The organism is Allobosea sp. FG18 (assembly GCF_057809495.1).
This window is the reverse complement of the sequence record NZ_JBMDKB010000017.1, coordinates 96,561-109,243: the sequence shown is the minus strand read 5'-3', so window position 1 is coordinate 109,243 and position 12,683 is coordinate 96,561. Positions and strand designations below refer to the sequence as shown.

General features: G+C 67.2%; 15 protein-coding genes. 10 read left to right on the top strand and 5 right to left on the bottom strand.

Annotated features, from left to right (window positions below; translation table 11 throughout):
* Nucleotides 1–80: 80 nt before the first annotated feature.
* Together ACODTJ_RS18940 and ACODTJ_RS18935 are read left to right on the top strand one after the other, a co-directional pair.
* Nucleotides 81–797 carry a cation efflux transmembrane domain-containing protein gene (locus ACODTJ_RS18940; protein ID WP_454656634.1) on the top strand — a complete coding sequence of 239 codons (717 nt, stop codon included), beginning with the start codon at nt 81–83 and terminating at the stop codon, nt 795–797.
* Nucleotides 798–828: 31 nt separating this feature from the next.
* A complete protein-coding gene (locus tag ACODTJ_RS18935) occupies nt 829–2,814 on the top strand; it encodes an acetyl/propionyl/methylcrotonyl-CoA carboxylase subunit alpha (RefSeq protein WP_454656635.1) in 1,986 nt (661 codons plus the stop codon).
* A 190-nt stretch (nt 2,815–3,004) separates the two neighbouring features.
* On the opposite strand, the gene ACODTJ_RS18930 is transcribed toward ACODTJ_RS18935, so the two are convergent.
* A complete protein-coding gene (locus ACODTJ_RS18930; protein WP_454656636.1) occupies nt 3,005–3,850 on the bottom strand; it encodes an aminoglycoside phosphotransferase family protein in 846 nt (281 codons plus the stop codon).
* A complete protein-coding gene (locus ACODTJ_RS18925) occupies nt 3,847–4,614 on the bottom strand; it encodes an SDR family oxidoreductase (RefSeq protein WP_454656637.1) in 768 nt (255 codons plus the stop codon). Before ACODTJ_RS18925 ends, ACODTJ_RS18930 begins: the two co-directional genes overlap by 4 nt.
* Before the next feature lie 219 nt (nt 4,615–4,833).
* Here ACODTJ_RS18925 and ACODTJ_RS18920 point away from each other — a divergent pair, with 219 nt between their 5' ends.
* The 3 genes from ACODTJ_RS18920 to ACODTJ_RS18910 are packed head-to-tail and all read left to right on the top strand — an operon-like array spanning nt 4,834 to nt 5,855.
* Nucleotides 4,834–5,271, top strand: a complete 438-nt coding sequence (locus ACODTJ_RS18920; RefSeq protein ID WP_454656638.1) for a DUF1489 family protein — start codon at nt 4,834–4,836, stop codon at nt 5,269–5,271.
* A gap of 55 nt (nt 5,272–5,326) precedes the next feature.
* On the top strand, nt 5,327–5,569 hold the full coding sequence (locus tag ACODTJ_RS18915; protein ID WP_454656639.1) for a type II toxin-antitoxin system ParD family antitoxin: 243 nt from the start codon (nt 5,327–5,329) through the stop codon (nt 5,567–5,569).
* Nucleotides 5,562–5,855, top strand: coding sequence for a type II toxin-antitoxin system RelE/ParE family toxin (locus ACODTJ_RS18910; RefSeq protein WP_454656640.1), 294 nt, complete (start codon nt 5,562–5,564; stop codon nt 5,853–5,855). Before ACODTJ_RS18915 ends, ACODTJ_RS18910 begins: the two co-directional genes overlap by 8 nt.
* A 33-nt stretch (nt 5,856–5,888) precedes the next feature.
* On the opposite strand, the gene panC is transcribed toward ACODTJ_RS18910, so the two are convergent.
* Nucleotides 5,889–6,779 (bottom strand): pantoate--beta-alanine ligase, encoded by an 891-nt coding sequence (gene panC, locus ACODTJ_RS18905; RefSeq protein WP_454658980.1) that lies wholly within the window; start codon nt 6,777–6,779, stop codon nt 5,889–5,891.
* 207 nt (nt 6,780–6,986) lie between these two features.
* Between panC and ACODTJ_RS18900 the strand changes: the two genes are divergently transcribed.
* On the top strand, nt 6,987–7,727 hold the full coding sequence (locus ACODTJ_RS18900; protein WP_454656641.1) for a VWA domain-containing protein: 741 nt from the start codon (nt 6,987–6,989) through the stop codon (nt 7,725–7,727).
* Nucleotides 7,724–8,443 (top strand): J domain-containing protein, encoded by a 720-nt coding sequence (locus ACODTJ_RS18895; protein WP_488849577.1) that lies wholly within the window; start codon nt 7,724–7,726, stop codon nt 8,441–8,443. Before ACODTJ_RS18900 ends, ACODTJ_RS18895 begins: the two co-directional genes overlap by 4 nt.
* Before the next feature lie 58 nt (nt 8,444–8,501).
* On the opposite strand, the gene ACODTJ_RS18890 is transcribed toward ACODTJ_RS18895, so the two are convergent.
* Nucleotides 8,502–10,151 (bottom strand): SPOR domain-containing protein, encoded by a 1,650-nt coding sequence (locus tag ACODTJ_RS18890; protein ID WP_454656643.1) that lies wholly within the window; start codon nt 10,149–10,151, stop codon nt 8,502–8,504.
* Nucleotides 10,152–10,446: 295 nt separating this feature from the next.
* On the opposite strand from ACODTJ_RS18890, the gene ACODTJ_RS18885 reads away from it, so the two are divergent.
* The 3 genes from ACODTJ_RS18885 to ACODTJ_RS18875 all read left to right on the top strand — a co-directional run bounded on the left by ACODTJ_RS18885 (nt 10,447) and on the right by ACODTJ_RS18875 (nt 12,318).
* Nucleotides 10,447–10,794 carry a phasin family protein gene (locus ACODTJ_RS18885; RefSeq protein ID WP_454656644.1) on the top strand — a complete coding sequence of 116 codons (348 nt, stop codon included), beginning with the start codon at nt 10,447–10,449 and terminating at the stop codon, nt 10,792–10,794.
* 211 nt (nt 10,795–11,005) lie between these two features.
* Entirely contained in the window at nt 11,006–11,590 is a 585-nt protein-coding gene (locus tag ACODTJ_RS18880) for a methyltransferase family protein (protein WP_454656645.1), read from the top strand.
* Entirely contained in the window at nt 11,584–12,318 is a 735-nt protein-coding gene (locus ACODTJ_RS18875) for an SCO family protein (RefSeq protein WP_454656646.1), read from the top strand. The genes ACODTJ_RS18880 and ACODTJ_RS18875 overlap by 7 nt, the downstream gene beginning before the upstream one ends.
* Here ACODTJ_RS18875 and ACODTJ_RS18870 read toward each other — a convergent pair.
* Complete coding sequence (locus ACODTJ_RS18870) at nt 12,209–12,670, bottom strand: GNAT family N-acetyltransferase (RefSeq protein WP_454656647.1); 462 nt, start codon at nt 12,668–12,670, stop codon at nt 12,209–12,211. The genes ACODTJ_RS18875 and ACODTJ_RS18870 overlap by 110 nt on opposite strands.
* Between the last annotated feature and the right edge of the window lie 13 nt (nt 12,671–12,683).

The following is a 12,683-nucleotide window of genomic DNA, read 5'->3' as shown; positions in this document are numbered from 1 at the left end:
TCGGGCTTGTCCCGACCATCCACGTCTTGCCGCCGCTACCAAGGGCATGAGACAGACGAAGCTCTCATCGGAGCGCGACCTTGTCAGCTGCCAGCCTGCCGCAAGCTCCTGAAGACGTGGATGGTCGGGACAAGCCCGACCATGACGGTCAAGGCGTCAATAGCAGGACTGCCCGCGCTTACACGCTCACCATCTGGGGCATCGCGCTCGGCATCCTGATCCAGGCGGTGGCGACCGTCGCGTGGGCACTCGCCATCGGCAATGCCCAGCTCTTCAAGGACGGCGTCGACTGGGTCTACGACGTCGCGCTTTATGGCATCGCGGCGATCGTCTTCGGCCGCGATGCGCGGATCGAGCGGCTGGCGGCCGTGGCGATCGGCGCGGTCATGGCGGTGGCCGGGCTGCACACGCTCTACGATCTCTGGGACAAGGTCGTCCGGCCACGGCCGATCGAGGTCTGGACGCTCGGCTTCGCGGCGGCGAGCGCGATCGTCATCGCCTTCCTCGTCGTTGGGGCGCTCTGGCGCTTCCGGCGCGAGGAGAACCCGGTCATCAAGGCGACCTGGCTGTCGAGCCGCAACGACACGATCTCGACCACCGGCTTCGCGTTGGTCGGGCTCGCCGCCCGCGTCGCGCCGGTGCGCTGGCCGGAATATCTGTTCGACCTCGTCGTCGCCGGCATCTGCTTCCAGGCGACATGGGCGATCTGGCGGTCGCTGCGGCGGAGCGTGGATTCGGAAGCATCCCAAACCGGTTTGCGCAACAAGGCGCAGACAGACGCCACGGGCGGGCTATAAAGGCGGCACGTCTCCTGAGGATGCCGCCGCCATGACGATCGCCGCCAAGCTGCCCTCCATCCTGATCGCCAATCGCGGCGAGATCGCCTGCCGGGTGATCCGCACGGCCAAGCGGCTGGGCCTGCGCACCATCGCCGTCTATTCGGATGCCGATGCCGAGGCGCTGTTCGTGCAGATGGCGGACGAGGCCTATCATATCGGCCCGGCCCCGGCTCGCGAGAGCTATCTCGACGCGGATAAGATCCTCGCCGTTGCCAAGGAGGCGGGCGCCGCCTGCATCCATCCGGGCTACGGCTTCCTCTCCGAGAATGCCGAGTTCGCCGATGCCTGCGCCGCGGCCGGCATCGTCTTCGTCGGCCCGCCGGCCTCGGCCATTCGGGCGATGGGCCTGAAGGACGCCGCCAAGGCGCTGGTCGAGAAGGCCAGCGTGCCGGTGGTGCCGGGCTATCACGGCGCCGAACAGGATGTCGCCTTCCTGGCGAAGGAGGCCGAGCGCATTGGCTATCCCGTGCTGATCAAGGCGGTTGCGGGCGGCGGCGGCAAGGGCATGAAGAAGGTCGACCGTGCGGAAGATTTCGCGGACGCCCTGACCAGTGCCCAGCGCGAGGGCCAGAACGCCTTCGGCGATGCGCGCGTGCTGGTCGAGAAATATGTGCTCTCGCCGCGCCATGTCGAAATCCAGGTCTTCGGCGACAGCCATGGCAATGTCGTGCATCTCTACGAGCGCGACTGCTCGTTGCAGCGCCGCCACCAGAAGGTGATCGAGGAGGCGCCAGCGCCGGGCATGAGCGCCGAGGTCCGCGCCGCCATGGGCAAGGCAGCGACCGAGGCCGCGAAGGCGGTCGGCTATGTCGGGGCCGGTACGGTCGAGTTCATCGCCGACGGGCGCGACGGCCTGAAGGCCGATGGCTTCTGGTTCATGGAGATGAACACGCGGCTCCAGGTCGAGCATCCCGTCACGGAGGCGATCACCGGGCTCGATCTCGTCGAGTTGCAGTTGAAGGTCGCGGCGGGCGAGCCGCTCGGCTTCACGCAGGCGGACGTCTCGGCCACGGGCCATGCTGTCGAGGCGCGGCTCTATGCCGAGGACCCGGAGAAGGGCTTCCTGCCTTCGACCGGCAAGCTCTGGGCGCTGCAGTTCCCGGAAGGCGAGGGCATTCGCATCGATACCGGCGTCGAGGCGGGCGATACGGTGACGCCGTTCTACGACCCGATGATCGCCAAGGTGATCGCCCACGGTGCGACGCGCGACGAGGCGCTCGATCGGTTGGGTTCAGCTCTTGGCGAGACGGTGGTCGCCGGCCCGCGCACCAATCTCGCCTTCCTGAAGAAGCTGACCGAGGCCGAGGGCTTCCGGAAGGGGCCGTTCGATACCGGCTTCATCGACCGCAATATCAGCGCGCTCGGCGCCGAGCCGCAGCCGCTCGATGCGGCGGCAGTCGCAGCGGCGGCCTTGCAGCTCGAGGAGGAGCGGCAGGCGGCGGGCATGATTGCGGCCGCGGGCCGGGCTGAGGGCGAGGCGCGCTCACCCTGGCTCGACCCCGACGCCTTCTCGCTGATGCCACGCCAGCCCTTGGGCCTGCCGCTGACGGTCGATGGCGAGCGTATCGATGCCCGGATCGAGTGGCATGGCGACGACGCCCGCGTCAGCCTGCCCGGTCACGAGATCGGCGAAGGTGAACACGAGATCGCGCTGGCCGAGGGCGAGAGTGGCATCTGGTTCGCGCTGCATCGCGGGCGGCAGACGGCGGTCTCGCTGTTCGATCCGTTCAGCGTCGATCTCGATGCGGCGGCCGGCTCGGGCGGCGTGGTCAAGGCGCCGATGCACGGCAAGCTCGTGGCGCTCTTCGTGGCGCCGGGCGAGGCCGTAACCAAGGGCCAGCGCCTCGCCATCGTCGAGGCGATGAAGATGGAGCATGTCCTCACCGCCCCGCGTGACGGCACGGTCAGCGAGGTCGCGGGCGAGCCCGGCGCGCAGGTCGCGGAGGGCGCGAAGGTGGTCGTGCTGGGGGAATAGGCGAGTCGATGGAATCGCTTGCGGGCGATCGCTGAGGAATTGATTCCGCTTCGGATGTCCCTGTTCGTGTCATCCCGGACAAGCGGCGAAGCCGCGCCGATCCGGGATCCATTCCGGATCGGTTCAGGCATGAATCCCGGATCTCCGCATCGCTCCGTCCGGGATGACGAGGATTGGAGTGAAGGGAGTGCTAGTCGGCCAGCGCCGCGGCCGCTCTTTCCAAGATCGTCAGGTTGATCTCCACCAGTGGGTCCTCGTCCTCCAGGAACCAGCTTGCCGACAATCCGCACCACGCGATGATCCAGCGCAGCAGGCGCTGCCGCTCCAGCCCCGACTTCGCCAGCACGATCTCCAGCCGGCGCTCGAAGGCACCGGGCGCGACCGCGACGGGCGGCTCGGGATCGGCAAGGTCGGGGTCGCAGAACAGGATCGTGTATTCGAAGGCGCGGTCGCCGATCACCGATTTCGGATCGATGGCGAGCCAGCCGCGCTCCCCGAAATCGAGGACGTTGTCATGATGCAGGTCGGCATGGAGCGGCATGATCTCCTGCTGGACCGGCAGCAGCGCGCTCGCCTCCGCCGCGGCTCGGACGAGCAAGCCGCCGTGCCGGGCAGCTGCCGGAAACAGGTCCTTGAACCAGATATCGAGCGGGATCAGCCCGGCGGGGGCTGGGCCGCGCGGCTTCTGAAGTCCTGCTATGGCATCGCAGAGGATGGAGGTGGCTTCATCGTCGCCAGCGGCGCCACTGCGGGCCATGGAAGCGAGCGAGCGCTGGCCGGTGGCGCGCTCGATCAGCATCGCCTCGCCGTTCCCGCTGCGGGCGAGCAGGCGGGCGGCGCCGTCGCCGTTCCAGTAGCCCAGCGGCAGGTAGCCGCGCCGCTCGTCCTCGACCTCGGGCAGCTTCAGCATGGCCGGCGCGCCGTCCTGAAGGACCGGCAGCAGATGGCTGGCATGGGTCCTGATCGGCTTGCCGTCCGCGACGAGGCCCCAGCGGGCGAGCCAGGGTTCGAAGACCGTCCCGGAAATCCGGCTCATCCGCGGCCGATCACCGGGAACTGCTCGGCCTCGTAGATCTGGCCGGAGACCGGTGCGCTGTCCTCCGAGAGCCAGAAAGCGGTGTGCGCGGCGATCTCCTCCGGCTGCATGATCCGGCCGGTCGGGGCATCGCGCAGCGGGAGATGGTTCTGCCAGCCGGGCTTGCGGCCTTCGCGCTGCTGGGTCGCGTCCTCGTTGGCGGTCCAGGTCCAGCCGACGTTGAGCTGGTTGGCGCGGATGTGCTCGGGGCCGAGCGTGTTGGCGAGATTGCGCGTCATCGTCATCAGCGCGCCCTTCGACATCGAATACACCGTGAGGTTCGAGAGGCCGCAATAGGAGTTGATCGAGCCGACGGTGACGATGGCGCCGGGCGATTTCTGGGCACGGAAGGCGCGGATCGCGGCCTCGGCGCAAAGCAACGGCGCGCGGGTGTTGATCGCGAACATATGGTCGAAGAAGGCGGCGGTGGTCTCGGTCAGGATGCCGCGCGGATAGATGCCGGCATTGTTGACGAGCCCGTCGATGCGGCCGAAGGCGGCGACCGTGGCGTTGACGATGGCCTGGGCGGTCGCGGGCTCGGCGAGGTCGCCGGTCGCGCCTGCCGTCGCCGTGCCGAGCTTCGCGACGGCCGCATCGACTTCCGCCGCGTCGCGCCCGTGGATCAGCACCTTGGCGCCCTCAGTGACGAGGCGCTCGGCCATCGCGAAGCCGATGCCGGTCGAGGAACCAGTGACGAGAATGACCTTGCCTGCAAGTCCGCGCATGATGGAGCGTCCGTAGCCTGTCCAGGAAATGAGTATGACGATGAAGCGTGTTGTGGCGGACATGCTAACCGCCGAGCCGAGGCTGGCCAAACCTTTCTACGGCGACATTTTCGATATGCACGCCATCATCGGCGTGCCGGAGCATCGCGGTTGACGCCGGGCTGTGGAGAATAAGCGGGGAGGCTGGTCGGCTGGCGTTCCGAGGCCTATTTTGCGGCCATGCCCCTACATCTGCTCAAGCTCTGCGTCGGCGCGGAATCGATCAGCGATCTCGAGGACTGGATCGCCGAGCGTCAGGCGCAGCGCCGCGCCCGTGGCGAGCCGGCCGAGCAACTGCACACCACCCGCATGGTGCCGAAGAAGATCGAGGAGATCCTCGATGGCGGCTCGCTCTACTGGGTGATCAAGGGCCAGATTTCGGCGCGTCAGCGCCTGACCGATATCCGCCCCTTCTCCGATGCCGAGGGCATCGGCCGCTGCCATCTGGTGATGGAGCCGGTCGTGGTGCCGGTCGAGCCGCGGCCGTTCCGGCCCTTCCAGGGCTGGCGCTACCTGCAGGCCAAGGACGCCCCGCGCGACCTCTCCGAGCATGGCGGCGATGTCGGCGAGATGCCGGAGGAGCTGCGTCGCGAGCTGGCGGGGTTGGGGCTGCTCTAGGATTCATTGCTCGCCCTACCAATATTTGGTACTTATTGGCATTCGGGAGCGATGGATGACAAAGAACACTTCGATCGCGCTGGGCGATCATTTCAGCCACTTCATTGGCGAGCAGGTGCAAAGCGGCCGGTATGGTTCGGCGAGTGAAGTCGTGCGTGCTGGCCTGCGCCTGCTGGAAACACACGAGGCGCGCGTGAAAGCCCTGCAGGACGCGCTGATTACCGGCGAGGAATCCGGCGAGCCGGAGCCGTTCGACAACGGCGCATTTCTGCAGCGGATGCGCGCCAGGCATGGCTGAGGCCGGTTATCGCCTCTCTCGACTGGCGGTTACAGACCTCGAACGTATCTGGTTCTGGACAGAGCGACGCTGGTCGGCGGAACAGGCCGAAAGTTATCACGCCAGCCTCATCTCTGCTTTCGAGGGGCTCAGCTGTGGCCGGAAGAAGGGGCGGGCAGTCGATGTTCGAGACGGCTATTACAAGTACGCTGTCGGCTCGCATGTGGTCTTCTATCGCCTATCGGCTGCTGGAATCGACGTGATCCGCATTCTGCATCAGCGCATGGATGTCGAACGCCATCTCTAGAGCCGTGTTTGGTGTCTCGACCTCGACTCCGGCTCACACCGCAATATTGTCGAGCAAACGCGTGCTGCCGATGCGCGCCGCGAGGATCAGGCGGATCGGGCCGTCCGCCAGCGAGGCGACCGGCGCCAGCGTCTCGGCATGGCGCGCTTCCAGATAGTCGAGCTCGAAGCCGGCCGTGATGATCTCGTTCTGGGCATCAGCGACCGCCTTGAACAGGTCGTCGCGGTTGCGGATGCGCGCGGCGAGGTCCTGCATCACGCGCTGGAGCAACGGCGCCAGTGCCCGGTGCTCGTTCGAGAGATAGCGGTTGCGCGAGGACATGGCGAGGCCATCCGCTTCGCGGATCGTCGCCAGCGGGATGATCCTGATACCGAGATCGAGATCGGCGGCCATGCGGGTCACGACCTTGAGCTGCTGATAGTCCTTCTCGCCGAAGATCGCGCAGTCGGCGCGCGACTGCGTGAACAGCTTGCAGCAGACGGTCGCGACGCCCTCGAAATGCGTCGGGCGGAAGCGGTCCTCCAGCCCGACGGCGGCCGGGCCGAGCAGCAGCACGCGGGTGGCGAAGCCAGCCGGATACATCTCCTCGACCGAGGGGAAGAACACCGCATCGGCACCCGCCGCGACGAGCTTGGCGCAATCGTCGTCGAAGGTGCGCGGGTATTTCTTGAAATCCTCATGCGGCGCGAACTGCGTCGGGTTGACGAAGATCGTGACGATCACCCGCTTCGCGTGGCGTTGGCCTTCGCTCACCAGCGCGATATGGCCCTCGTGCAGCGCGCCCATTGTCGGCACCAGCGCGACCTTCTCGCCGGCAGCGTGCCAGCCGGCGACGGCTTCGCGCATCGCGGCGACCGTCTCGAAAACCGTGATTCCAGTCACTTTCCGACCTTTCCCGCCTGCGCTGCTCTCCTCAGCCCTCATCCTGAGGAGCCGCGTCAGCGGCGTCTCGAAGGATGGTCCAGCAGGCTCCGGAACCATCTGGAGCATCCTTCGAGACGCAAGCTTCGCTTGCTCCTCAGGATGAAGGCTGAAGGGACATCGCGTCCTCCGTTCGGCGCACGGGTAGCAAATGCCGCCGCCATGGCCAATATCAGGGCAAAGGATGATTCAGGTGGATCGAAGGGGTCGATGAGCGAGAGGAAGGACCGGGCTGTCGGCAAGGCGGGAGCGACCACGCCGGCGACGCATTCGCAGCCGGGCGAGATCGACCGCTTTCTCGGCGCGGCGAAGCAGCTCGCGCCCTTGGCGACCGGGCAGGCGGGGCGGCTCGTCTTCGCGCTCGACGCCACGATGAGCCGCCAGCCGACCTGGGATCTCGCATGCTCGCTGCAGGCGCGAATGTTCGACGTCACCTCGCAAAGCGGTGGGCTTGCTGTGCAGCTCGTCTATTTCAGGGGGATCGGCGAGTGCCGCGCCTCGGGCTGGGTCGGCGAGCCTGCGCGCCTGACCGGGTTGATGCGCCGCATTGCCTGCGAGGGCGGCCAGACCCAGATCGCCCGCGTGCTGCGTCATATCCGCGACGAGGCCAAGACCGTGCCGGTACGCGCCTTCGTTTATGTCGGCGATGCGATGGAGGAGGATGTCGATGCCCTGGCGGCGCTTGCCGGCGAGCTCGGTCTGCGCGGCATCCGCGGCTTCGTCTTCCAGGAGGGGCATGATCCGGCGGCGAGCGCGGCCTTCGCGACGATCGCCCGCCTGACCGGCGGTGCCCATGCTCGTTTCGACGTGAATGCGCCGGCGTCCCTGCTCGACCTCCTGCGCGGCGCGGCGGCCTATGCGGCCGGCGGGCGCGAGGCGATGCTGCGGCTGGCGGGCTCGACCCCGGCGGTGAAGGGGCTGATCACCGCGATGGATGGAGGACGCCGGTGAGTCTGCTCTACGGCGTTGCCGTCCTGATCCTCGTCTGGTGGCTGGTGAAACTGTTCGCCGGGGCCAATCCCAAGGTGCTGGCGCGATTAGCGAAGACCGGCGGAGGCGTCGCCGCGCTCGGTGTCGCCGGGCTCCTGATGGTGCGCGGCCGGATGGACATGGCGATCTTCCTCGGCGGTGTCGGCGCGTGGCTGCTCGGCTGGAGCGCGACCGGGCCGGGTGGCATCCGCTTTCCCTGGGCCGATCGCTCCGGGCCGACGCCGGGCGCGACCTCGAAGGTCAAGTCGACGCTGCTGGAAATGGAGCTCGACCACGACAGCGGTGCAATGGTTGGCACCGTCACCGCCGGCCCCTATGCGGGGCGGGCGCTCGACAGTCTCGATATGGCTGAGCTGGCCGCGCTGATGCGCGATTGCCTCACGCGCGATCCGGACGGCGCTCGCCTGCTAGAGGCATATCTCGACCGCCGGTCGCCCGGCTGGCGTGAAGACGCTCAGCGTAATGGCGACACGGGGCAGCGCGGCGCGCCGGGCGCGGGCGCGATGACGCAGCAGGAGGCCTACGATATCGTGGGGCTTCAGCCGGGGGCGGGCGAGGAGGCGGTCCGCGAAGCCCATCGGGCCCTGATGAAGCGCATCCACCCGGATGCCGGGGGCACCAGCGGCCTTGCCGCTCGCGTCAACCAGGCCAAGGACGTCCTTCTGAAGCAGCGCTAGCGAAGGGGTCGGGGAGTGGGTCTGCGACATGTCGTGAACTCCTTTCCCTGGTCCTTGGTCAGGTGCGGGTGGCGAAGCAGGAGAAACCGCCGCGCTTCAGCTGGTTGCAAGCGTTCTGCGCATCCTTCGAGTCGTCGAAGCCGGCGAAGCGGGCACGGAAGAGGGTGGAGCCACCCTTGGCGACCTTCTCGGTGAAGGGCGAGGCGCTGGCGAGCGAGCTGGAAGCCTTGGCCTTGGCCCGGGCCAGGATTTCCTTGGCCTTGCCCTCGTCATCGGTGGCGCCGAGCTGGATCACCCATTTGCCGGAGGCGACGATCGCGGCCTGATGCGACATTGCGGGAGCCGGCTCCTGAACCTGAACCTTGGCGGGAGCGGCTTCGATCTTGCGGGCGACCGGCGCTGCGGGAACGTCGATCTTGGCTTCCGCGACCTTCACCGGCTCGGCGACGGGCTCGGGCGCCCTGGCGATCGAGGAGGTGACGTCGACATTCGCCGGCGGGCGCAGGACCTTGGCATCGGACGGCTGGGCACCGATCGACCAGCGCATGGCCGAGGGCGTCGTGGTGGCAGCGACCGGGCGCATGCCGGAGATCTGCAGCGGCTGGCCACCGGCGACGGCGACCGGCCGCGGCGGCGCGATCGGCGTGGTGGTCGGCATCGGGGCATAGGCGCGCGCGGCGGCCGGGAGAGCAGGCTGCTCCTCGACCTGCGGCTGCTGGCGCGGACGCGGCACCGGGATCGGCGCGGGCTCGGCCGCGGCCGCCTGCTGGATCGAACGCGGGCGCTCCTCCGGCTCCGGGGCCTCGGCGACCATCACGGAGGAACGGCCGCTGGTCGAGGCGCGGGGCAGGCTGGCCAGCACGAGATCGGTCATGATCTTGTCGCGAGAGGCGCCGGAGCGGCCGCCGAGCACGATCGAGACGACATGCCGGCCTTCGGCCTTGGCCGAGGTCATCAGGTTGAAGCCGGAGGCGCGGGTGTAGCCGGTCTTGATGCCGTCGACGCCCTCGACCTTGCCGAGCAGGCGGTTATGCCCGCGGATCGTGCGGCTGCCGTACTGGAACGCCCGCATCGAGAAGAGCGGGTAATATTTCGGGAAACGCTCCTGGATGGCGCGTGCGAGGATCGTGAGGTCGCGCGCCGTCGTGATGTTCGGCGGAGAATGGGGCAGGCCGTGCGGGTTGTAGAAGCGGGTCGAGCTCATGCCGAGCGAGCGCGCCTTGCGCGTCATCTGCTCGGCGAAAGCCTCCTCGGAACCGGCGATGTTCTCGGCGACGACGACTGAGGAATCGTTGGCGGAGAGCGTGATCATGCTCTTGATCACGTCCTCGACCGCGATGGTCGAGCCGGCGCGCAGGCCGAGCTTGGTCGGCGGCTGCGAGGCCGCGTAGGACGAGACCCTGAGCTCGGAATCCATGGTGAAGCGGCCGCGCTCCATCTGCTCGAACAGCATGTAGAGCGTCATGACCTTGGTCAGCGAAGCCGGGATGCGCGCGGCATCCTCGTTGACCGCATGCAAGGTGCGGCCGGTCTTCGCGTCGACCACCATCGCAGCATAAGGGGGGGTATAGCCGCCACCGGCCGCATGACGGCGCTTGCGCGCCTCGGCGGGGGAGGAGGCGATCGTGGCCGCAACCGCGACGACACCGATCAGACCGGCAACAGCCCGCAGACGCGGCCGCCGCAACCCAACGCAACCAGACAACATGACCCGCCTCGAACACACAACCATGGGCCGATCCCACGCCTGGCTCATCGTGGCGCAGGGGACACAGTTGGAGAGGTTAGGCGGATGCGGTTACGGAGCCGTTAAAACTTGAACGGTTGCCAGTGGAACGATCTGCGCTTGGTGCATTGCAGCGTTCCCTTGACATTCATGTTGCAATGCACAATATACGGGCAGTCCCCGGTGGTGATCACGGTCACACGACCTTGGGGCAGCTATCGGGCCGCTCCGGCCCAATCACCTGAGGCGGCACCGCAGAGTGCCAAGGAGACGACCCATGATCCAGCAGTTCGAGACCATCCAGAAGGCTTCCAAGGACAATGTCGACGCCGCTCTGAAGGCTTTCGGCACCACCTCGAAGGGCGTGCAGGCGATCGCCGTCGAGACCACCGACTATGCCAAGAAGTCCTTCGAGGCCGGCACCGCCACGCTCGAGAAGCTCGCTGGCGTGAAGACCTTCGACAAGGCCCTCGAGATCCAGGCCGATTTCATCAAGACCTCGTTCGAGGGCGCCGTCGCCCAGGTCACCAAGATGGGCGAGCTCTATGCCGCTCTCGCCAAGGACGCCTACAAGCCGTTCGAAGGCATCGTGGCCAAGGTTGTTCCGGCCGCCCCGAAGGCGTGATTTCGGCCGGCAGCTGTCAGGCTGCCGCGCTTCCATGAGTTCAGTTGCGTTTGCGAACCCCGGCCGCGAGGCCGGGGTTTTTCGTTGGCCGGAGCCGGAGCCTGCGGCATCGGGCGCCATTGAACTCCGCTTCCGATTGGGGCTTGAAGCTCTAGTGACTCCAGCTTGTAGACGAGAGGTCCCGCCGCCGCTGTGAGCCGGAGACCGTGTTTTGTCCAAGACAGAGATTGCCGCCTATCTGGTCACGCTCGGCTATGTCGGAACCTTCCTGTTCCTGTCGCTGAAGCAGGCGCGCGCGCGCGGCCAGCCGGTCTGGATCTTCTCCCGCGGCAGCCGATCGCAGCGCCTGCCGGCGCTCCTGTTCAAGCTCGGCTTTGCCGGAGGCGTGCTCTGGCCGCCGGTTCGTGGCTGGCTTGGCGGGGAGGCGCCGTTCGGCGGGCTTTCCGGTGTTCCCGGCTTGACGCTCGTGATTGTCGGCGCGGTGCTGGCCCTCTGGGCCCAGCTCCATATGGGGCGGTCCTGGCGCATCGGCGCGGCCGAGGGCGAGATCGGCCCGATCGTCGATAGCGGCCCTTTCGCCTTCTCGCGAAATCCGGCCTTCGTCGGTCAGGCGCTGCTATTCATCGGCTTGTTCCTTGTCCGGCCGGGTCTGGTTGAGCTGGCGCTCGCGCTCGCGGTGCCCGTCGCAATCGCCTTACAGGTCCGGATCGAGGAGGGCGTGCTGCGCCGCGATCTCGGCGCGCCCTATCTGGCGTATCAGCGCCGGGTGAACCGCTGGGCCGGCCGCTCATGCTGAAATTCGTGCGTTATGGCGCCTGGGCGCTCGTCCTGGTCGTCGGCTTCGTTTCCACCTCGATCCTCATGGGGTGGTGGATGTCGGATCGGTCGCGGACTGAACAGGCGACCACGATTGGTGGCCCGTTCTCGCTCACCGATCACACCGGCAAGGCGGTGACGGATGCGGATTTCCGCGGCAGCCCGCTCGCCGTGTTCTTCGGTTTCACGCATTGCCCGGAGGTCTGCCCGACCACGCTCTTGCGGCTGGGCAACCTCACCCGGCAGCTGGGCGCGGATGCGGCGCGGTTGAAGATCCTGCTGATCACGGTCGATCCGGAGCGCGACACGCCTGCGCAACTCGCGCTCTATCTGCAATCCTTCGATCCGGGCGTGGTCGGCCTGACCGGTTCGCAGGAGCAGGTCGATGCCGCGCTTGGAGCCTTCAAGGCCTATGCGAAGAAGATCCCGGCCGATGGTGGCTATACCATGGACCACACGGCCAATGTCTATCTGATGACCGGCGAGGGGGCTTTCCGCACGATGATCGACTATCACGAGGCCGATTCATCCGCGCTCGCCAAGCTGCGGATGTTGCTGCGCCGAGAGAGGGGCAGCGAAGGATGGCGCGGTCCACTCCCTATTCCGCGCGGACCGGAAGCCGCCTGGCCTGAAAGCCGGTCTTGGATTGCTCGAAGCCGGCAGCCTCGTAAAAGGCCAGCGTGGACGGTTTCTTCGAGCCGGTCATGAGCATCGCCTTGTAGCATCCGGCTGCCCAGGCGCGATCCATGGCAGCTTGCAGAATGGCCTTCCCAAGCCCCCGGTTGCGATAGCCGGTGTCGGTGACGACGTTCTCGATCAGCACATAGGGCGTTCCGCCCCGCGTCAGGTTCGGGATCACGATCACAGTGCAGCTCGCCACGAGGTCGCTGCCGAGAAAGCCAAGCAGGACGGCGCTGCCCTCGAAGCTCCGCAGCTTTTCCAGAATCTCCGCCGCCATGTCGTCGGGGCAGGGTGCATCATCAGGGTTGAGGTGGCGGTAGAGACCCTGAAGTGCGGGCAGGTCGGCCTGCTCCGCTGCGCGAATGACGAGATCGGTCATGCTGTTAACGGTA

Excerpts from the sequence above, each read along its gene's own strand:
- ACODTJ_RS18935 (WP_454656635.1), top strand. The coding sequence starts at position 829 with ATGACGATCGCCGCCAAGCTGCCCTCCATCCTGATCGCCAATCGCGGC.
- ACODTJ_RS18930 (WP_454656636.1), bottom strand. The coding sequence starts at position 3,850 with ATGAGCCGGATTTCCGGGACGGTCTTCGAACCCTGGCTCGCCCGCTGG.
- ACODTJ_RS18925 (WP_454656637.1), bottom strand. The coding sequence starts at position 4,614 with ATGCGCGGACTTGCAGGCAAGGTCATTCTCGTCACTGGTTCCTCGACC.
- ACODTJ_RS18920 (WP_454656638.1), top strand. The coding sequence starts at position 4,834 with ATGCCCCTACATCTGCTCAAGCTCTGCGTCGGCGCGGAATCGATCAGC.
- ACODTJ_RS18915 (WP_454656639.1), top strand. The coding sequence starts at position 5,327 with ATGACAAAGAACACTTCGATCGCGCTGGGCGATCATTTCAGCCACTTC.
- ACODTJ_RS18910 (WP_454656640.1), top strand. The coding sequence starts at position 5,562 with ATGGCTGAGGCCGGTTATCGCCTCTCTCGACTGGCGGTTACAGACCTC.
- panC (WP_454658980.1), bottom strand. The coding sequence starts at position 6,779 with ATGAGGGCTGAGGAGAGCAGCGCAGGCGGGAAAGGTCGGAAAGTGACT.
- ACODTJ_RS18900 (WP_454656641.1), top strand. The coding sequence starts at position 6,987 with ATGAGCGAGAGGAAGGACCGGGCTGTCGGCAAGGCGGGAGCGACCACG.
- ACODTJ_RS18890 (WP_454656643.1), bottom strand. The coding sequence starts at position 10,151 with ATGTTGTCTGGTTGCGTTGGGTTGCGGCGGCCGCGTCTGCGGGCTGTT.
- ACODTJ_RS18885 (WP_454656644.1), top strand. The coding sequence starts at position 10,447 with ATGATCCAGCAGTTCGAGACCATCCAGAAGGCTTCCAAGGACAATGTC.
- ACODTJ_RS18875 (WP_454656646.1), top strand. The coding sequence starts at position 11,584 with ATGCTGAAATTCGTGCGTTATGGCGCCTGGGCGCTCGTCCTGGTCGTC.
- ACODTJ_RS18870 (WP_454656647.1), bottom strand. The coding sequence starts at position 12,670 with ATGACCGATCTCGTCATTCGCGCAGCGGAGCAGGCCGACCTGCCCGCA.